General features: G+C 67.6%; 15 protein-coding genes and 1 pseudogene. 10 read left to right on the plus strand and 6 right to left on the minus strand.

Going from position 1 to position 18,845, the window contains the following annotated elements:
- Positions 1-227: 227 nt before the first annotated feature.
- Entirely contained in the window at positions 228-1,022 is a 795-nt protein-coding gene (locus V5E28_RS03700) for an NAD-dependent epimerase/dehydratase family protein (RefSeq protein WP_336204882.1), read from the minus strand.
- A gap of 135 nt (positions 1,023-1,157) precedes the next feature.
- Between V5E28_RS03700 and V5E28_RS03705 the strand changes: the two genes are divergently transcribed.
- The 5 genes from V5E28_RS03705 (at position 1,158) to V5E28_RS03725 (ending at position 6,004) form a co-directional block, all read left to right on the plus strand.
- Entirely contained in the window at positions 1,158-2,471 is a 1,314-nt protein-coding gene (locus V5E28_RS03705; protein ID WP_336204883.1) for a sugar ABC transporter substrate-binding protein, read from the plus strand.
- Positions 2,468-3,400, plus strand: coding sequence for a carbohydrate ABC transporter permease (locus tag V5E28_RS03710; RefSeq protein WP_336204884.1), 933 nt, complete (start codon positions 2,468-2,470; stop codon positions 3,398-3,400). The genes V5E28_RS03705 and V5E28_RS03710 overlap by 4 nt, the downstream gene beginning before the upstream one ends.
- On the plus strand, positions 3,397-4,257 hold the full coding sequence (locus V5E28_RS03715; protein ID WP_336204885.1) for a carbohydrate ABC transporter permease: 861 nt from the start codon (positions 3,397-3,399) through the stop codon (positions 4,255-4,257). Before V5E28_RS03710 ends, V5E28_RS03715 begins: the two co-directional genes overlap by 4 nt.
- A 67-nt stretch (positions 4,258-4,324) precedes the next feature.
- Positions 4,325-5,086, plus strand: a complete 762-nt coding sequence (locus V5E28_RS03720; protein ID WP_336204886.1) for an IclR family transcriptional regulator — start codon at positions 4,325-4,327, stop codon at positions 5,084-5,086.
- 12 nt (positions 5,087-5,098) lie between these two features.
- Complete coding sequence (locus tag V5E28_RS03725; protein ID WP_336204887.1) at positions 5,099-6,004, plus strand: 5-dehydro-4-deoxyglucarate dehydratase; 906 nt, start codon at positions 5,099-5,101, stop codon at positions 6,002-6,004.
- A 44-nt stretch (positions 6,005-6,048) separates the two neighbouring features.
- Here V5E28_RS03725 and V5E28_RS03730 read toward each other — a convergent pair whose 3' ends face one another.
- Positions 6,049-7,518 (minus strand): aldehyde dehydrogenase (NADP(+)), encoded by a 1,470-nt coding sequence (locus V5E28_RS03730; protein ID WP_336204888.1) that lies wholly within the window; start codon positions 7,516-7,518, stop codon positions 6,049-6,051.
- Positions 7,519-7,622: 104 nt separating this feature from the next.
- Here V5E28_RS03730 and V5E28_RS03735 point away from each other — a divergent pair, with 104 nt between their 5' ends.
- Positions 7,623-8,879, plus strand: a complete 1,257-nt coding sequence (locus V5E28_RS03735) for a glucarate dehydratase family protein (protein WP_336204889.1) — start codon at positions 7,623-7,625, stop codon at positions 8,877-8,879.
- Positions 8,880-9,331: 452 nt separating this feature from the next.
- The gene (locus tag V5E28_RS03740; RefSeq protein ID WP_336204890.1) at positions 9,332-10,603 is read left to right on the plus strand and encodes a hypothetical protein; all 1,272 of its coding nucleotides are present in this window, start codon (positions 9,332-9,334) and stop codon (positions 10,601-10,603) included.
- 515 nt (positions 10,604-11,118) lie between these two features.
- Here V5E28_RS03740 and V5E28_RS03745 read toward each other — a convergent pair.
- Positions 11,119-11,760: a response regulator transcription factor gene (locus V5E28_RS03745; protein WP_336204891.1), complete on the minus strand. Its 642-nt coding sequence runs from the start codon at positions 11,758-11,760 to the stop codon at positions 11,119-11,121.
- Positions 11,757-13,109 (minus strand): sensor histidine kinase, encoded by a 1,353-nt coding sequence (locus V5E28_RS03750; RefSeq protein ID WP_336204892.1) that lies wholly within the window; start codon positions 13,107-13,109, stop codon positions 11,757-11,759. Before V5E28_RS03750 ends, V5E28_RS03745 begins: the two co-directional genes overlap by 4 nt.
- Before the next feature lie 111 nt (positions 13,110-13,220).
- Between V5E28_RS03750 and V5E28_RS03755 the strand changes: the two are divergent.
- The 3 genes and pseudogenes from V5E28_RS03755 to V5E28_RS03765 all read left to right on the plus strand — a co-directional run.
- Positions 13,221-13,874 (plus strand): annotated as a pseudogene (locus V5E28_RS03755) (ABC transporter ATP-binding protein); the annotation flags it as partial.
- 65 nt (positions 13,875-13,939) lie between these two features.
- Positions 13,940-14,704 carry an ABC transporter permease gene (locus V5E28_RS03760; protein WP_336204893.1) on the plus strand — a complete coding sequence of 255 codons (765 nt, stop codon included), beginning with the start codon at positions 13,940-13,942 and terminating at the stop codon, positions 14,702-14,704.
- Positions 14,701-15,477 (plus strand): ABC transporter permease, encoded by a 777-nt coding sequence (locus V5E28_RS03765; protein ID WP_336204894.1) that lies wholly within the window; start codon positions 14,701-14,703, stop codon positions 15,475-15,477. Before V5E28_RS03760 ends, V5E28_RS03765 begins: the two co-directional genes overlap by 4 nt.
- Positions 15,478-15,625: 148 nt before the next feature.
- On the opposite strand, the gene V5E28_RS03770 is transcribed toward V5E28_RS03765, so the two are convergent.
- Both V5E28_RS03770 and dapA read right to left on the minus strand, forming a co-directional pair.
- Positions 15,626-17,311: a ribonuclease J gene (locus V5E28_RS03770; protein WP_336204895.1), complete on the minus strand. Its 1,686-nt coding sequence runs from the start codon at positions 17,309-17,311 to the stop codon at positions 15,626-15,628.
- Between the two features lie 54 nt (positions 17,312-17,365).
- Complete coding sequence (gene dapA / locus V5E28_RS03775; RefSeq protein WP_336204896.1) at positions 17,366-18,283, minus strand: 4-hydroxy-tetrahydrodipicolinate synthase; 918 nt, start codon at positions 18,281-18,283, stop codon at positions 17,366-17,368.
- Positions 18,284-18,845: the final 562 nt, after the last annotated feature.

Below are 18,845 nucleotides of genomic sequence, written 5' to 3' on the forward strand. Positions count from 1 at the left end.
CAGATGAAAAGTTCCGTCAACCCTTTGCAGGTGTTACAAACCCGTTACCGATATATCGACAACCTCATATCCCCAGCTCAGATGCCATGTGGACGCCGTCACGCGTTCGTAACATTTTGGCTTTGCCTCGGAAGCTCTACAACCGGTTGCACAGATGAGCAGAGCTCTCCTGGATGCACGAAGCCGCCCCGACCTGTGCGGTCGAGGCGGCTATCGAGCAGGAACGCTCACCAGGAGCCGCCGAGCTCCTTCAGCGTGAAGACCCCGCCCGCGCGGTCGTGCAACGGCTCGGTCAGATCCGGCTCCCCGTGCTCGGCGATGAGCGCCTCGGCCTGGGGCTCGGAGTCGTCCTGGGAGGCGTAGCCGATGGCCTCGGCCTCCCGCAGCGACCACCAGCGGCGGGCGTTGTCGGAGACCCCCCACACGACGTGGAAGCCGGGAGCCGTCAGCGCGGCCTCCACCAGGCGTGCGAGGTCGTCCGGAGAGATCCAGGTGGCCAGGCCGCGCGTGTCGGCCGAGCCCTCGTTGCAGGTGCCGAGCCTGATCACGGTCACGTTCATGCCGAACCTGTCGTGGTAGAGGCTGCCCAGCCCCTCCATGACGACCTTGCTCACGCCGTAGAAGGTGTCGGGACGGGGGAAGGCGTAGTCCGGCAGTTCCTCGCCGGACGGCGGCCGGGTGTGGAAGCCGGCCGCGTGGTGGCTGCCCATCAGCACCAGGTGCCGGACCCCTTCCCTCCTGGCGGCCTCCATCAGCACCTGGGTGCCGTCGATGTTGGCCCTGACGATGTCGGCCCACGGATGCTCGCGGCTCTGCCCGCCCAGGTGGATCACGGCGTCGACGTCCTTCATCGCCGTGGCCATGGCGGCCTCGTCTACGAGATCCGCGAGCACCAGCTCCTCACCGGGCCCTGGCTCCAACGGCTGCAGGTCGGAAAGGCGCAGAGTCCGGCCATCGCGGGCGAGACGGGGACGCAGCAGGGTGCCGACCTTCCCGGCAGCGCCGGTCATGAGAATGCGCATGGACCCGTTGTACACAACCCTGTATCAGATTCACATTCTTGAATATTGACCGTGATGTGTGTCACTCGTTACGTTCGCAAGGACAATTTACATGTCCGCGACAGATGTCCACATATGTGAACAGGAGGCGGTCTGATGTCACGTCATCTGCTCGGGGTCGCGATCGCGACGGCCCTGACCGTAACGCTGACAGGCTGCGGCTCCGGGGGCTCAGAGTCGGCCACTGACGAAGCGCTGGAGATCTGGATCAGGCAGACGCCCGATTCGGACTCCGCCAAGACAGCACAGAAACTGGCCGACGCCTTCACCAAGGCCAGCGGCATCAAGACCAAGGTGGTCGCCCTCTTCGACGACTTCGAAACCAAGCTGCAGCAGCAGGCCGCGCAGCGAAATCTGCCGGACATCGTCATCAACGACACCGCCCAGATCGGCAACATGCAGACCCAGGGCTGGCTGCGAGAGGTCGACAAGGCCTCGCTCGCGGGCGGTGACAAGCTGTCCGAGCTCGCCTGGAAGGCGGCCACGGCCAGCGACGGCAAGACCTGGGCCGCGCCGTTCTCCGCACAGGCCTTCGCGCTGATCATGCGCAAGGACTGGCGCGAGAAGGTCGGCATGGAGCCGCCGAAGACCTGGGAGGACCTGGCCAAGCTGGCCCAGGCGTTCACGGAGAAGGACCCTGACGGCAACGGCCAGAAGGACACCGCCGGCTTCGTGATCCCCGCCGGCACCAAGCGCGGCTACGCCTCCTGGTACGCGTCCTCCTTCATCTACTCCAACGGCGGGGACTTCCTCACGGCCGGCAGCCCGGGCGCCTTCACCGCCACCATGAACGACCCCAAGACCGTCGAGGCCGTGCAGTTCCTGCAGGACCAGTTCTGCAAGGCCAAGACGGTCAACCCGGGCGCGGTCAGCAACGACACCACGGTCACGCACGAGGTGTTCGAGAAGGGCCAGGGCGGCATCTACCTCGTCGGCCCGTACGTTCTCGCCCGGTTCGTCGAGAGCGTCGGCACCGACAAGATCGAGGTCGTGGCCATGCCGAAGGGCCCGTCGGGCGGGCCCGGCACCCTCGGCGAGGGCGAGAACGTCTACCTGATGGCCGGCTCCGGGAACGAGGCCGGCCAGAAGAAGTTCGCCGAGTTCGCCGTCTCCGCCGAGGGCCAGCGGATCGGCATGAACAAGGACGCCAACGGCGCCATCGTCCGCCTGCCGGTCAACAGCGAGGTCGACATGGCCGCCGAACGCCAGGACCCGCGCTGGAAGGTGTTCCAGGACGCCTACGCGGACGCGGTCTACGCGCCGCCGGTGCCGAACTGGGCGCCGATCCGCCAGGGTTCGGCCGACTCCATCAACACCGTCTGGGCCGACTGCGCCAAGGACGTCAAGGCCGAGATGGAAGCCGCCAACACCAAGCTGACCCAGGAACTGCAGAACCAAAAGGCATCATGACCCCGACGCTCACACAGGCGCGGTCCCGGCCGGCGGTCCCCCAGCAGCGTCGCCCCCTGCGGGCACGCTGGCGGGGGCCGCTGATCGCCTGGGCGTTCCTTGCGCCCGCCCTGCTGCTGTTCCTGTATTTCAAGTTCATCCCCATGTTCACCGGCCTGGTGATGAGCTTCCAAGAGATCCGGTACGTGGACACCCGCTGGGTGGGCCTGGAGAACTACCGCACGATCCTGGCGGACGACGCCTTCGCCTCGGCCATCTGGCACAGCGTGGTCCTGGCGCTCGGCACCACCGCGGGGTCACTGCTGCTCGGCCTGCTGTTCGCCCTGCTCATCGAGGGACCGGCCAGATATCTCTGGTTCATCAGGACCGCGGCGTTCCTGCCGGTCGTGACCACGATGGCGGCGGTGGCCGAGGTCTGGCGGATCATGTACCACCCGGGTGACACCGGCCTGCTCAACACCATCCTGGGCTGGGTGTCGCTGGACCCGCAGCCCTTCCTGGCCAGCGAGGACTCCTCGCTGCTGTCGATCATGGGCATGAGCATCTGGCGCGGAACCCCGTACGACATGATGATCTTCCTGGCCGGGCTGGTCGGCGTGGACCGCACGCTCTACGAGGCGGCCGCGGTGGACGGCGCCTCCACCTGGCGACGCCTGCGGCACATCACGCTGCCGGCGCTGCGTCCGGTGTTCTGGATCCTGTTCACCCTCGCCGCCATCCGCGGCCTGCGGGTCTTCGTCGAGGTGTACGTGCTCACGAACGGAGGGCCGAACGGCTCCTCCGAGGTGCTGATGACACTGATCTACAAGCTCGGGTTCCAGACGGGCGAGCTGGGCATCGCGTCGGCAGGCGGGATCGTGCTGTTCGCGGCCACCCTGCTGCTCACCGTCGGGGTCCAGCTGATGCGCAGGAGGCAGGCGGCGGCATGAGATTCGACAGCGCACTCGGGCTGGAGACGCGGCGCGGGCCCCTCGCCACCGCGCTCAAGATCCTCGCCTACTCGGGCATCGTGCTGATCTTCACCGGCCCGCTGGTCGGGCTGCTGATCAGCGCCTTCAACAAGACGCTGGACCCCACCTCCTTCTCGTTCTGGCCCGACGAGTTCACCTTGGAGAACTTCGTCCAGGCCGGCGAGCGGAACGTCTACCACTACCTGTTCAACTCGTTCGTGGTGGTGGGCTTCGGGCTGCTGCTGCAGGTGCTCGTCAGCGTGTTCGCCGCCTATGCCCTGGCGCGCAAGAAGTTCAGGGGCATGACGGTGGTCATGCTGATCATGCTCGCTACGATGATGCTGCCCGAAGAGATCATCGCGATCCCCCTGTCCCTGGTGCTCGCCGACATGCCGGTGCTGAACGTCAACCTCATCGGCACCTACGCGGGCATGATCCTGCCGGTCGGCGCCTGGGGCTTCTCCATCCTGGTCATGACGGAGTTCATGAAGGAGGTGCCGGTCGAGCTGGAGGAAGCCGCGCGCATCGACGGCGCGGGCGAGCTGCGGACGTTCTTCACGATCATCCTGCCGCTCTGCCGCCCCGCCCTCGGCGTGATCGGCGTCTTCGGCTTCACCATGATCTGGGACCAGTATCTGCTGCCCCTGATCGTGGCTCCGGAGTCGAGCATGTGGACCCTGCCCATCGCGCTGCGCTCGCTGCGCTCCGACGAGGAGGTGGGCATCGGCGTGCTGCTCGCGGCCACGTTGCTGGCGCTGCTGCCGTCGATCATCGCCTTCCTCGCCTTCCAGCGGCAGTTCATGCGCGGCCTCACCAGCGGTGCGGTCAAGGGCTGAGCGTCCATGTATCTGGATGGCATCCCATATGCTGACACATCGAAGCCTCAGTCGAGATGGGATGAGCATGGAGCCGCAGCTGGTCAAGTCCGCCGAGCGGACGGTACGCATCCTGGAGACACTGGCCGCCTCGCACGACACCCTGACCCTGTCGGAGCTGCAACAGCGCACCGGGTTCCCGCGCAGCAGCCTGCACGCGCTGATGCGCACCCTGGTGGAGCTCAACTGGGTGGAGACGGACGGGACGAGATCCACCTTCGGCATCGGGCCGCACGCCCTGCTGACCGGCACCGCCTACCTGGACAAGGACCCGGCCCTGCCGTTCGCGCAGGAGACGCTGGAGGACCTGCGGGCGGAGGTGGGGCAGACCGCGCACTTCGCCCGCCGCGACGAGGCGCACGTGCTCTACCTGGCCACGAGGGACTCACGCGAGGCACACCACATCATCCCCCGCGTAGGCCGGCGGCTGCCTGCCCACGTCACCGCACTCGGCCAGGTGCTGCTCGCGCAGCTCACCGACGACGAGGTCGCGGCCCTGGTCCCGGAGCCGTTGACGTCGATGACCGATCACTCGATCACCGACCTGCCCAAGCTGACCGGCGAGCTCGACCAGATCCGCACCAGAGGCTGGGCCTACGAGCGCGAGCAGGGCACGCCGGGCGTGGCCTGCGTGGCGGTCGCGGTCGACTACCGGATCCCGGCCACCGACGCGATCAGCTGCTCGATGCCGGCGGCGCTCGGTCCCGCCGAGGTCGAGCAGGTGACCGAAGCGGTGATCAAACACACCCGCAAGCTGGCTGCCACTCTCCGCCGGGAGGGCATCCGCTAGAAGGAGGCGTTGATGCGGTTAGATGGTGTGCTCTTCTTTCCCGTGACCCCGTTCGGACCCGATGGTGAGGTGGCCGAGCGCCCCCTGATCCAGCACGTCGACCAGGGAGTCTCGGCCGGGGCGGGAGGAGTGTTCACCGCGTGCGGCACGGGCGAGTTCAACGCGCTCGACCTCGACGACTACACCCGGGTCGTGGCCGCCTCCGTCACCGCCACCGCCGGGCGGGTCCCGGTCTTCGCCGGCGCGGGCGGCTCGCTGTCCTTCGCCAGGGCCGTCGCCCGCGCGGCCGCCCGCAGCGGCGCCGACGGCCTGCTCCTGATGCCCCCCTACCTCGTCACCGCCCCACCCGACGGCCTGGTCCGCTACGTGCGCGAGGTGGCGGACGCCGGCGGCCTGCCGGTCATCGTCTACCACCGGGGCAACGCCCGGTTCACCCCGGCCTCAGCGGCCGAGCTCGCCCGGATGCCCGACGTGATCGGGTTCAAGGACGGGCTGGGCGACTTCGACCTGCTGCAGCGCATCATCCTGACCGTGCGGCAGGCGACCGGCAGGGAGTTCACGTTCTTCAACGGGCTGCCGACCGCCGAGCTGACCGTGCCCGCCTTCCGCGGGCTGGGCGTGGACCTGTATTCCAGCGCGGCGTTCGCGTTCGTGCCGGAGGTCGCGCTGGCCTTCCACAAGGCGGTGACAGGCGGCGACGAGGTGCTGGCCCGCCGCCTGCTGACCGGCTTCTACCTGCCGCTGGTCCAGCTCCGCGACCTGATGCCCGGCTACGCCGTCTCGCTGGTCAAGGCGGGCGTCCGGCTGCGCGGGCTGGACGTCGGAGGGGTACGGCCCCCGCTGATGGATCCGTCGCCGGAGCACGTGGCGGAGCTGGAGAAGATCATCGCCGCCGGGCTAGAAATCGTGGGGGCCTGATCGGCATGGGGCCGTGCGGATCGTATCCGCACGGCCCGTGGCCCTCAGCGGGTCAGGGTGCCGTCCACCCGGCGCGGCACACCCAGCGGGTTGTCGTCCCTGAGCTCGTTCGGCAGCAGCTCGGCGGGCCAGTCCTGGTAGGCCTTGGGAGCGAGCCAGCGGTCGATGGCCGTGGCGCCGACCGAGGTGGTCGGCGAGGTGGCGGCGGGCCAGGGTCCGCCGTGGTGCATGGCCCAGGTGACGGCCACGCCGGTGGGCCAGCCGTTCCAGATGAGCCGGCCGGCCTTGGCGCCGAGCACGTCGGCGACCTCGGCGGCCTCGTCGGGGTCCGTGCCGTGCACGGTGGCGGTGAGCGAGCCTTCGAGCCGCTCCAGGACGGGCCGCAGCTCGGCGACCTCGCGGTAGGTCACCACGATCGACGCCGGGCCGAAGCACTCCTCGCCGATGCCCGGCAGCTTCTCGGCGAACGACTTCACGTCCGTGGTGAACACCTTGGGCGTGACCGCCCAGCCGCCCTCCCCCGGCTTGCCCTCGGCCAGCAGGCGCAGCTCAGCGAGCCGTTCCAGGCCGCCGAGATAGCCGTCCCTGATCCGCTCGGCCAGCATCGGACCGCCCGTCGTGCCCTCGACGGCCTCGGCCAGGGCCGAGCGGAGCTCGTCGTCCTCGGGCACGAACATCAGCCCGGGGTTGGTGCAGAACTGCCCGACGCCCATCGTGAGCGAGGTCGCGAACCCGGACGCCACCTCGGCCTTGGGCGCCGACGGCAGCACCACGACCGGGTTTACGCTGCCCAGCTCGCCGTAGAACGGGATCGGCACCTCGCGCTCGTCGATGAGCTTCTGGATGGCCTTGCCGCCCGCGACGGACCCGGTGAACCCGGCCGCCACCACGCTCGGGTGCTGGACCAGGTCGGCGCCCGCCTGCATGCCCTGCACCAGCCCCAGCAGGTCCGGATACGGCAGGGCGTGCCGGACGATCCGGGCGACCCGCTGGGAGGTGTTGGGGTGGCCGGGATGCGCCTTGACCACCACCGGGCAGCCCGCGGCCAGCGCGGAGGCGGTGTCGCCGCCGGCCACCGAGAACGCGAACGGGAAGTTGCTCGCGGCGAACACCGCCACCACACCGGCCAGCGGCTGCTTCATCCGGCGCACGTCCGGCCTGGGCGGCGTGGTCGAAGGGTCGGCATGGTCGACGATCGCCTCCAGATAGCCGCCGTCCCTGATCACCTGGGCGAAGAGCCGGAACTGCCCCGCCGTACGGGCGACCTCGCCGCGCAGCCGCACCTCACCCAGCGCGGTCTCCCGGTCGGCGAGCTCCCACAGCTCGTCGGTGGCGGCGGCGAGAGCGTCGGCGACGGCCTCGAGCGCCTGCGCCCGCTCGGCCGCCGGCGTCGCCCGCCACGCCTCGCCGGCCGCCGCCGCGGCAGAGACGATCATGTCGACCCCGGCGCGATCCGTCTCGGGCAGCGCGTCGCCCACGGTCTCGCCGGTCCTGGGGTCGTATCCGTAGATCATCGAATGGCCCTTCGGAGTCTTGACACTTTCTCAGCTCAATTCTTACAGTTGCCGCATTCTGTCCACAAATCTGACCCTTGTTCACATATATGGACGGCGATCACATGATCATCAGGCAGATCCACGTCACCCCCGTCGCGTTCAAGGATCCTCCCCTGCTGAACGCCGCCGGAGTCCACGAGCCGTGGGCCCTGCGCACGATCGTCGAGGTGATCACCGACGAGGGCCTGAGCGGGCTCGGCGAAACGTACGGCGACCTGCGACACCTGTCCAAGGTACGCGAGTGCGCAGAGGTCCTGACCGGCCTGGACGTGCACGCCACCAACGAGATGTACGCCAGGGTCGCCGCGACCGTCGGCGACACGGTCAGCGACCTGCACGGGCTGACCGGCGCCGCGACCAAGGAGAAGAGCGTCGACCGGGTGTTCTCCCCGTTCGAGGTGGCCTGCCTGGACATCCGCGGCAAGGCGGCCGGCGTGCCGGTGGTCGACCTGCTGGGCGGCCGGGTCCGCGACGCCGTCCCGTACAGCGCCTACCTGTTCTACAAGTGGGCGGGACACCCGGACGCCGAACCCGACAGGTTCGGCGCGGCACTCGACCCGGCGGGCGTGGTCGAGCAGGCCGCGCTGCTCATCAAGGAGTACGGCTTCAGCTCGATCAAGCTCAAAGGCGGCGTCCACCCGCCCGCGGACGAGGTCGCGGCGATCATGGCACTGCGTGACGCGTTCCCCGGCGTGCCGCTGCGCCTGGACCCGAACGCCGTATGGACGGTGGACACCTCCATCTGGGTCGGCCGCGAGCTGGACGGCGTACTCCAGTACCTCGAAGACCCCACCCCCGACATATCCGGCATGTCACGCGTCGCCGCCCACGTGTCCATGCCCCTGGCCACGAACATGTGCGTCGTCACCCCCGAACACCTGCCCCCCGCCATCGCCACCAGCGCGATCGGCGTGCTCCTGCTCGACCACCACTACTGGGGCGGCCTGGTGCGCTCCTCGCACATCGCCGCCCTGTGCGAGACCTTCGGCCTGGAACTTTCCATGCACTCCAACTCACACCTCGGCATCAGCCTGGCCGCCATGACCCACCTGGCCGCCGCCACCCCCAACCTCACCCACGCCTGCGACACGCACACTCCCTGGCAGGACGGCCAGGACGTGGTGGCGCCCGGCAGCCTCCGCTTCGTCGACGGCGCCGTCCCCGTGCCATCCGGCCCCGGCCTCGGCGTAGAACTCGACCGCGACGCGCTGGCCGTCATGCACGAGCAGTACCGCAAGTGCGGCGTCACCGCCCGCGACGACACCACCTACATGCGCCGCTTCGACCCGTCCTTCACAGCGAAGAGACCCCGCTGGTGACCCCGGCCCACGCCGACCGCATGCTGGTGGACACGGCCTGCGACCAGATTCCACCCTCTCCGCACATGAACCCGGCCCACCTCGACATCAGCGATCACATAGGGCTGTGCCGCTCACCCCCCACGCACCCACAGCGGCCCCCTACACCAGCGATCACGCGCCATATCGCCCGTCGACAGTAATTCCCGGTCCAAACCTGCCAAGCAAAGCACGACCGGCGCCCCGCCCAGCACGGCCGGTACCTCTGATCCACCCCTGCCACGCACGACCGACACCCCGCCAAACACGACCGGCACTTCTGACCCACACCCGCCACGCACGACCGACACCCCGCCAAACACGACCAGCACCTCTGACCCACACCCACCAAACAGATCGACACCCCCGCCCCACACCCGTCAACACGGCCGGCGCCCCTGGCCTGTACCTGCCACACATCGAGGAGCACGCCAGTGAACCTGGCCTACGCCTACCCCTGGGACATCGTCGGCGACCCCACCGCCGCCGAACGCCTCGCCGCGCTCGGCGTGGACGCCGTGGCCCTGGCCGCCAGCTACCACTCCACCCGGGCGGCAACCCCCTACCACCCCTCGCACCGCATCCTCGACGTGCCGCACTCGGCGTTCTACCTGCCAGTGCGGCCCGAGGCCTGGGGCCGGCTGGTGCCCGCCGCACCCACCTGGACCGCGCCGGACGCCTACCTGCGGGCCCGTGACGCGCTGCTCGCAGCGGGCCTGAAGGTGCACGCCTGGACCGTGCTGACGCACAACTCGTTCCTCGGGCAGGCGCACCCCGACCTCGTAGTGCGCAACGCCTTCGGCGATCCCTACCCGTACGCCCTCTGCCCGTCGTTCGAGGACGTGGCCGACTACTGCGAGCGGCTCGTCCGTGAGGTCCTGACGGTCGGGGAACCCGACGGGCTGATCCTCGAAGGCTGCGGCGCGATGGGATTCGCGCATCAGAGCGTGCATGAGAAGACGGCGGGTGCGGACTTCGACGCCGACCTGATGTCACTTTGCTTCTGCCCTGGCTGCGCCGACCGTTACCCGGAGGGCACGCGCGACAGGGTACGGGCGGCCATCGACGGGCCACCGTCCGGGACCGGCGACGCGCACGCTACAACCCGGACCGGCGACGCGCACGCTACAACCGGAACCCATGACACACACACCACAACCGGAACCCATGACATCCGCGCCACAACCGGCACCCGTGGCGCACACACGCCAAGCGGCACCCGTGGCACGCACACAACGAGCGGGCCTCTGGAAACCGCCCTCGGACCGCTCGCCGACGAAGTCCGCACCGTACGGGTCGAGCTGTCGGCGTCGCTGCGCCTGCGCCTGATAACGGCAGCCCGGCAACTGGCACCGGCAGTGCCCATCACCCTGCACGCGAACCCCGCCCCTTGGGCCACCGGCCCCTTCGCAGCCCTCCCCGACGGCGAACAGGCGGCCGACGTACTGGTGGGCAACTGCTGGGGCGACCCGTCCACCGACGCCGCCCGCCTCGCACGTCTCGGCGAGCTGTGCGGCCCCGGCCAGCGGGTCGGCGCGTACGTCCTGGCCCTGCCCCCGCGCCACGCCGACGCCCAAGCCCTCGCCGAGCTGCTCAGGACATACGCCAAAGCAGGCGCCTCGGAAATCCACCTCTACCACGCAGGTCTGGCGAGCCCCAAGCGGCTGGCGGCCATGGCGGAGGCGCTCCGACTCGCCGCGCTGTAGCCCGCCCGCGATGGCGCGGTGATCACAGGTTGGATCTTGGTGTTGCTGAGGATGATGCTGGATGAGCGGCTGGACCTGGCTGAAAGGACAAATTGGGCGGCGATGCGCGAGGCCGTTCGGAGCCACACGCGCTAGATGGCCACTCGAGTACCGGGACAGCGTGACGGCGAAGCGGCGTGGCAGCGTGACGGGCGAAACAACGTGACCAGCGAAACAACGTGACCAGCGAAACAGGGTGACGGACGAAACAGGGTGACGGACGAAACAGCGGCAGTGGCGTCGACGTAGACCCCGGCACAGCGCCCGCGCCCGCGCCGCCATAGCGGCGGAGTGGATTGCCCGAAGGTCCTAACCCGCATGCATCCGCAACAGCAGCCCTAACCTCGGTGCCCGAATCCGCACGGTCTCACCTCATCACCATCGGCAAGGACTCACCCCTCTTCCTCGCCAGACGGCCCGGCAGTGTCTGGGCAGCTTCCCTGATCGCCCGACACCACCCCATGCTCCCCCAGTGTTCAACGCGCCACCGCAACCAAGCCACTCTCATAAGCCGCGATCACGAGTTGAGCCCGATCGCGCGCCTCAAGCTTGTTGAGCAGATGACTGATGTGTGTCTTGACCGTGGCCAACGTCACCTGGAGATGCTTGGCGATCTCGGTGTTGGACAACCCCCGAGCGATCAGCGTGAGGACCTCCCGTTCCCGCTCCGTGACACCTTCCAACGCTCGAACACGAGGTGAGGCGGGGATCCGTGCGAACTCCTCGATCAGCCGGCGCGTCACGGCCGGAGCCAGCAGGGCGTCCCCCGCCGCCACCACCCGTATGGCGGCGATCAGGTCGGCAGGCGGAGTGTCCTTGAGCAGGAACCCGCTGGCCCCTGCCCGCAGGGCGTCGTAGACGTAGGCGTCGAGGTCGAACATCGTCACGATCAAGACCCGCGAGACATCCCCGAGGCGCCTGGTCGCCTCGATACCGTCCATTTCCGGCATGCGCACATCCATGAGCACGACGTCCGGCCGTGTTTCCAACGCGACCGCAACGGCCTCCACCCCTGTCGCAGCCTCACCGACGACCTCCAAATCGGGCTCAGAGTCCACCAGCACCTTGAAGCTGCCTCTGAGTAACGCCTGATCATCCGCAACAAGCACACGGATCATGAAGCCCTCCCGTAGGGCAGAACAGCCGACACCCGGAACCCCCGTTTAGGAAGTCCTCCCGCCTCGAAAGCTCCGCCGTACATCATGACGCGCTCTCGCATCCCGATCAGCCCGTGCCCCACCCCTTCTCCGGGCAGCGTGCGCTGCCCCGGCCCGTCGTCCCTTACCTCGATCCGCACGGATCCCCCATCGTCGACCACCGACACCCAGCAACGGGCGGGCGCCGCATGCTTGACGACGTTGGTAAGCGCCTCCTGCACGATCCGGTACACGGACAGCTCCACCCCTTCTGGCAGCCTTCTCACGCCGGCCGAATCCCCACGCCCTGCCCGAGACCGGGCAACGCGGCCTCTTTCCCCAACCTCCGAACCCTGCGCCTCGCTAGGAACCACATTCGATGCCGGCGCCCTCCCCTCGCCCGGACCCGGCACGGTACCCCGGCCTGTGCGTTGCGGCTCGCCGGCGCGGTCCCAACTACCGCCGCCGCCGCTATGGACCTGGACATCGAGGTCTACCCTCACCCCCGCCATCCTGGCCTGCTCCGCCAGACCGTCCAAGCCGTCGATACCCGGCGCGGGGTCCCGGGTTGGTGTATCCGCGGAACGGAGGACGCCGAGCAGGTGGCGCATTTCTACCAGCGCGCTCCTGCTGGCCGTCTCGATCACACGCAGCGCATCATGCGCCTCCTCTGGCCTGGCTGCCAGGACATGATTGGCCACACCTGCCTTCACCGCGATCAATCCCACGTTGTGGGTCACGACGTCGTGGAGCTCGCGCGCAATGCGCAATCGCTCCTCGGCCACAGCCTGGGCCGCCATTCTCTCGGTGTGATGGGCTGCGTAGATTCTTCTTTCGCGCATGGCTCGCCCGACCGTCCAGGCACCACCCAGTGCCGCGATGCCGATGAGCATCTTGTCGACGCCCAGCAGCCACTCCGGAGCAGCCGCCCGAGGCACTCCCCCTGCCAGCACGAGTCCAGCTCCTGTGATCGCAGCGACCACTCCGATGGCCGAGGTCGGCAGCCAGGTGCCGCGACTCTCGGACACCGCCACCAGGTAAAGCGCGTACGCGGGCGAGACATAGGCGAAGTTCACCGCCCCGATCAAGACTGCCACGACGGCGAGCGCCAGCGTTAACACGAAGATCGGCAAAGGGAACAGCCTCCGTATGGCCAGCGGCAGCCCCAAGCCCAGAGGAACGGCGATCCGAACCCATGGTGGCAGGTCTCCAGCGTTGACCGCCGTCGTCAGGAACACGAGCGCCAAGCTCAACCCAGCCGCCAGGTCCAGCATGATCAGCTGGCCACGCGCCAGCCTCCTGGCAAAGAGGGGGTGCGAGTCGTCGTTCACGCCACGAAGGTAGCCCGCGATTCGGGGTCGCACGTCAGCCCGGGGTCTGAGATTGGAGTTCGGACCGTGGTCCGATGTGGGCGGGGCCCGCCGTGCCCCAGCCTTTACGACGTGATCGAAATCAACCGACTGACGAAACGCTACGGGCGCACCCTCGCCGTCGACGACCTCACCTTTACTGTGCAGCCGGGACACGTGACGGGCTTCCTCGGGCCCAACGGCGCGGGCAAGTCCACCACGATGCGGCTGGTCCTCGGCCTCGACGCCGCGTCGTCCGGTGAGGCACTGGTCAATGGCAGGCGTTACACCTCCATGAGCAGACCCATGCATGAGGTGGGCGCCTTGCTGGACGCGGGCGCCGCGCATGGCGGCCGCAGCGCCTACAACCACCTGCTCTGCCTTGCTCGCACCAACGGCATCGGCCCTGGGCGGGTGTCGGAGATGCTGGAGCGGGTGGGCCTGGCCGGCGTCGCACGTAAGCACGTCGGCGGATTCTCACTCGGCATGAAGCAGCGGCTGGGCATCGCGGGCGCACTGCTCGGTGACCCCGGCGTCCTCATGTTCGACGAGCCGGTCAACGGGCTCGACCCCGATGGGGTGCGCTGGATCCGTGATCTCATGCGCTCACTGGCCGCGGAGGGTAGGACGATTCTGCTGTCCAGCCACCTGATGAGCGAGATGGCGCTGACCGCCGATCACATCATCATCGTGGGCAAAGGCAAGCTGATCACGGAGGCGACCGTCCAGGAGCTCACCACGCGCTACCCCTCCCTGGAAGATGCCTACCTCGCGCTCACCGCGAGCAGCGTCGAGTACGGAGCAGCGACATCATGAAGATGATCTTCTCTTCCGAGTGGCTCAAGCTGCGCTCGATCTCCTCCACCTATCACGCGCTCGGCGCAGCCGCCCTCATGGTGGTCCTCGGGGTGGCGTGGACGTTCTACGTGGGCAGCCTGGCGGAGGAGCGCGGGTCGCTGAGGGCCGCCGCGCCCGAGGAAGGATTCCTCCCCTTGGTGCAGATCAGTCTCGCCACGATCGGCGTGCTGGCCATCACCTCCGAGCACGCCACGGGCATGATCCGTGCCAGCCTCACCGTCGTGCCGAAACGCGGCATGCTTCTGCTGGCCAAGGCGGCGGTCGTCGGCGTGGTGACGCTGGTGGCCGCCTATTCGATCCTTCTCGTCACTTACGTGGCCGCACGATTGATCGCCGGAGATCGCCGACTCGGATTCAACAGCACCGACTTCTCGGACGATCTTCCGATGCTGTTCGCCTCTGGAGTCTCGGTCACCGTGCTGGCCCTGGTAGGACTCGGTCTCGGTGCCGCCACCCGCTCTACGGCAGCCGCGATCGTGTCCGTGGTGGCGATGCTGTTCGTGCTGCCCGGCATCGCCAACTACCTTCCCGAGCCGTGGAACAGCCGGGTGGCATCCCTGATGCTGCCGAACCTCGTTCCCCAGATCGCGGGCGATCGGCTCTCCTCGCGTCTCGGTGACGGCATCCTGCCTCCTTGGGCGGCATTCGCGGCACTGCTCGCGTACGCACTGGTGGCACTCTCAGCCGGCTTCTACCTGCTGAAGAGGAGAGACGCTTGAACGCCCTTTCCTCCGAATGGCTCAAGATTCGTTCGGTACGTTCGAGTTATCTCATCGCGGGCCTCAGTCTTTGCGGCATCCTGCTCGGCCTCGGCCTCGCGTGGATGACAGCCGACATGTACGACAGGGCCGCCCCAGCGCAGAAAACCGGCGCCCGCCTTGCCGCACTCGAAGAAGTCGTGCTCATCGTGCCGCAGCTCTGCATGGGCATCATGGGCGTGCTGGCGATGACATCCGAATACACGACCGGTCTTGTCAGGACGACCCTGGCCATCGTGCCGAAGCGCTGGCCCGTGATCGCCGCGAAGTCCGCCGTGATAGGCGTCGTCAGCTTGCTCACGGGCTCGCTGGCGACGTTCGGCACCTACTTCGTCTGCCGATCGATTATCGGTGATCGCTTCGCGGGCATCTACCTGGTGCCGTTCGCGGACAAGCTGCCGCTGTTGATCGCCTTCAGCCTGACGGTGCCGACGTTCGGACTGCTCGGGCTGGGGCTGGCAGCGATCCTGCGCTCCACGTCGGGTCCGATCGTCCTGCTCGTGAGCCTCGTCTACGTCATCCCGATCATCGCGGGTAACCTGCCCCAGCCATGGAGTGATCGGCTCGGGTCAGTGATGATCGGAGCGCTGCCACGTGAGATCACCGGCGTTTCGACGATAGACACGGTGTATGGCTCGCTGCTGTCGCCTGCAGCGGCGGTCGCAGTGCTCGTGGGCTACTCGCTGCTGCCCGTGGTCATAGGCGCCTGGCTGCTGCGTCAGAGAGACGCCTGAAATGTTGCCCCTGAGCGCACTCCTGTGGGCATCACGAAAAGTGGCCCGTTGCGGCAGACAGTTGCGGAAGTGCTGCTCGCCCCTTCCGCAACCCGATAGCCGTTCACAGGTACGGCAGGCGCAAGCGCGTGCCGTACCCACGACAGACTCAGACCTCGACCACCACTGGGATGATCATCGGGCGGCGACGGTAGGTGTCGCTCACCCAACGCCCGACAGTGCGACGGACCACGCGGCGGATCTCCTGCGTGTCCACCACTCCGTCAGCCGCCTTGTCCTGCAAAGCCTTCTCGATCTGCGGAATGAAGCCCTCGAACTGCGCCGGATCGATACCGGAGCCACGAGCGTGTATCTCCGGACCGGCGGTGACTTTGCCGGTGCTGGAGTCCACCACGATGACCACCGAGATGAATCCTTCGTCGCCGAGGATCCTGCGATCCTTCAGAGAGACGTCGGTGATCTCGCCGACCGACGAGCCATCCACGTACACGTACCCGGCATGGACCGCGCCGACGATCTTCGCTCGACCGTCGACAAGGTCGACCACGACACCGTCCTCGGCGATCACAATGTGATCGTCCGGCACGCCGGTGAGCGCGGCCAACTTGGCGTGTGCCCGCAGGTGACGCCACTCCCCATGCACCGGCATGAAGTTGGACGGCCGGGTGAGGTTCAGTACGTAAAGCAGCTCGCCCGCGGCCGCGTGTCCGGAGACATGCACCTTGGCGTTGCCCTTGTGTACGACACGGGCACCCCACCGGGTAAGCCCGTTGATCACTCTGTTGACCGCGGTCTCGTTCCCGGGCACCAGAGACGAGGCGAGCAGGACGGTGTCGCCCTCGGCGATGCGGATGGGATGGTCGCGATTGGCCATCCGCGACAGTGCTGCCATCGGCTCCCCCTGGGAGCCGGTGCAGATCAGCATCACGTCTTCCGGCGGCCACTCCTCGATGTCGCGCGAGTCGACGATGATCTCCGGCGGCACCTTGAGATATCCGAGGTCGCGAGCGACACCCATGTTGCGCACCATCGAACGACCGACGAGCGCGACCTTTCGGCCATGCTTGGCGGCCGCGTCGATGACCTGCTGGATACGGTGCACGTGCGAGGCGAAGCTTGCGACGATGACCCGCTGTTCAGAGGTCCGGATGACCTCGTCGATGACCGGGCCGATCTCGCGCTCGCTGGTGACGAACCCTGGCACTTCAGCGTTCGTCGAGTCGGACATCAGCAGGTCGACACCCTCGGTACCGAGTCTGGCGAATCCACCGAGGTCAGTGAGTCGACCGTCACTTGGCAACTGATCCATGCGGAAGTCGCCGGTGTGCAGCACGATGCCGGCAGGCGTCCTGATGGCCACGGCCAAGGCATCCGGAATCGAGTGGTTCACCGCCAGGAACTCGCAGTCGAACGGCCCGAAGGTATGACGTTCACCTTCGACCACCTGGAGCTTGGTCGGCTGGATCCTGTGCTCGGTGAGCTTGGCCTCGATCAGGGCAAGCGTCAGCTTGGATCCAATAAGCGGGATGTCGCGCCGCTCTCGCAGGAGATACGGCACAGCCCCGATGTGGTCTTCGTGAGCGTGCGTCAGGACCACGGCTTCGATCTGGTCGAGCCGGTCCCTGATGTAGTCGAAGTCGGGCAGGATCAGGTCGACACCCGGCTGATCGGGCTCGGGGAACAGCACCCCGCAGTCAACGATCAGCAGGCGGCCGTCGTACTCGAAGACGGCCATGTTCCGGCCGATCTCACCCAGCCCGCCCAGTGCGACGATGCGCAGCCCTCCATCGGGCAGCGGCGGCGGGGGGCCAAGATCTGGATGCGGATGGCTCATGCCCGGCCCCCAATGTCAAATCGTGTTCTCAAAACTTCCGGTTCCTCCCCGTTCCTATGCGTCGGTCAACTTCACCCCGCCGGCCACCAGGCAAGCACGCAGCTCGGCGATTTGCTTCTCCGTCGCGGACACGAGCGGCAGGCGCACCGGTCCGACCGGCACTCCCACCATGCTCAGCGCCGCCTTTGCCATGATCGCGCCGCCCGCACTCAACATGATCCCGTCGACTACGGGGGCCACCTGGCGGTGAATGGCCAGGGCCTGGTCGATGTCACCGTTACGGTGCAGTCGGATCATGCGGGCAAGATCGGCGCCCACCACATGGCCTACTACGCTCACGAACCCGGCCGCACCCAGCGAGAGCCAGGCCAGGTTGAGCAGATCGTCACCAGAATAGAAGGCGAGATCGGTCATCGACATCACCTGACTACCGGCGAACAAATCTCCCTTGGCGTCCTTAACAGCCACGATGCGGTCGTGCTGCGCCAGCCGGATCAAGGTCTCAGTCTTGATCGGCACGCCGCTACGCCCAGGAATGTCATACAGCATAACCGGCAGATCCGTCGCATCGGCGACAGCCGTGAAGTGCCGATACAACCCCTCCTGCGGAGGCTTGCTGTAGTAGGGAGTCACCACAAGCAGGCCATGGGCACCCTCACGGGCAGCCCACTTGGCCAGCTCGACGCTGTGCCGGGTGTCATTGGTGCCCGCCCCCGCCACGACGGTCGCCCGATCGCCGACGACCTCCAGCACAGCGCCGAGAATTCGCGCCTTCTCGTCGTCGGAGGTGGTGGGGGATTCGCCGGTCGTCCCACTGACGATCAGTCCGTCGTTACGCTGCTCGTCCACCAGATAGGTGGCGAGACGGCGCACAGCGTCGTAGTCAACCGCGCCGTCATCGGTGAACGGCGTGACCATGGCGGTCAACATGCGGCCGAAAGGCGCATCGATGGTTCCAGTTGGCGATGCCATAGTGCGAACGCTACCTGGATTCCCAAAACCGTTGGACGCCGCCACCCCGCTTCGCCAGCCAGGAGTAGCTTTTTGTCACAGCATCCCCCGGCATCTCACAGCGCTTTTGGCTACGTTCAGCACTCTATCGATCACTCAGAGCTCGCGGCCCACCTCTTTCCGGGACCCGCAGCGGCACCTTGAGTCCTTCGAGACGCTCGTTTTCGCTGGCCCACACCGACGCGCGCACGCCCCGCACCCGCCTCCGCAGGCAGCGGCCCAACAATGCTTGCCCGCTTCCATGACGCCAACGCAGCCGACCACCGCCGAGCCGACTGTTTGCTGGACCAGCTCGATCACCAGGATGGGCCAGATGGGCCAGCCGCGCCGCGACGAGCGGGACGGCCTGGGATCCTCGACTTCACGCTGAGTAATCACACAGTTGCATTCGCCTTTCATGTCATGGCGGGGCCTTCACCCCGGCGCGCGGAAGGCCTTCGCGAACGGCCCGCATCTCGCCCCACTGCCACGCACGGGCAGGCCGTACCCACTGCCACGCACGGGCAGGCCGTACCCACTGCCA

It is taken from the genome of Nonomuraea sp. LPB2021202275-12-8 (assembly GCF_037044575.1).
Classification (GTDB): domain Bacteria; phylum Actinomycetota; class Actinomycetes; order Streptosporangiales; family Streptosporangiaceae; genus Nonomuraea.

Excerpts from the sequence above, each read along its gene's own strand:
- V5E28_RS03700 (WP_336204882.1), bottom strand. The coding sequence starts at position 1,022 with ATGCGCATTCTCATGACCGGCGCTGCCGGGAAGGTCGGCACCCTGCTG.
- V5E28_RS03705 (WP_336204883.1), top strand. The coding sequence starts at position 1,158 with ATGTCACGTCATCTGCTCGGGGTCGCGATCGCGACGGCCCTGACCGTA.
- V5E28_RS03710 (WP_336204884.1), top strand. The coding sequence starts at position 2,468 with ATGACCCCGACGCTCACACAGGCGCGGTCCCGGCCGGCGGTCCCCCAG.
- V5E28_RS03715 (WP_336204885.1), top strand. The coding sequence starts at position 3,397 with ATGAGATTCGACAGCGCACTCGGGCTGGAGACGCGGCGCGGGCCCCTC.
- V5E28_RS03720 (WP_336204886.1), top strand. The coding sequence starts at position 4,325 with ATGGAGCCGCAGCTGGTCAAGTCCGCCGAGCGGACGGTACGCATCCTG.
- V5E28_RS03725 (WP_336204887.1), top strand. The coding sequence starts at position 5,099 with ATGCGGTTAGATGGTGTGCTCTTCTTTCCCGTGACCCCGTTCGGACCC.
- V5E28_RS03730 (WP_336204888.1), bottom strand. The coding sequence starts at position 7,518 with ATGATCTACGGATACGACCCCAGGACCGGCGAGACCGTGGGCGACGCG.
- V5E28_RS03735 (WP_336204889.1), top strand. The coding sequence starts at position 7,623 with ATGATCATCAGGCAGATCCACGTCACCCCCGTCGCGTTCAAGGATCCT.
- V5E28_RS03745 (WP_336204891.1), bottom strand. The coding sequence starts at position 11,760 with ATGATCCGTGTGCTTGTTGCGGATGATCAGGCGTTACTCAGAGGCAGC.
- V5E28_RS03760 (WP_336204893.1), top strand. The coding sequence starts at position 13,940 with ATGAAGATGATCTTCTCTTCCGAGTGGCTCAAGCTGCGCTCGATCTCC.
- V5E28_RS03770 (WP_336204895.1), bottom strand. The coding sequence starts at position 17,311 with ATGAGCCATCCGCATCCAGATCTTGGCCCCCCGCCGCCGCTGCCCGAT.
- dapA (WP_336204896.1), bottom strand. The coding sequence starts at position 18,283 with ATGGCATCGCCAACTGGAACCATCGATGCGCCTTTCGGCCGCATGTTG.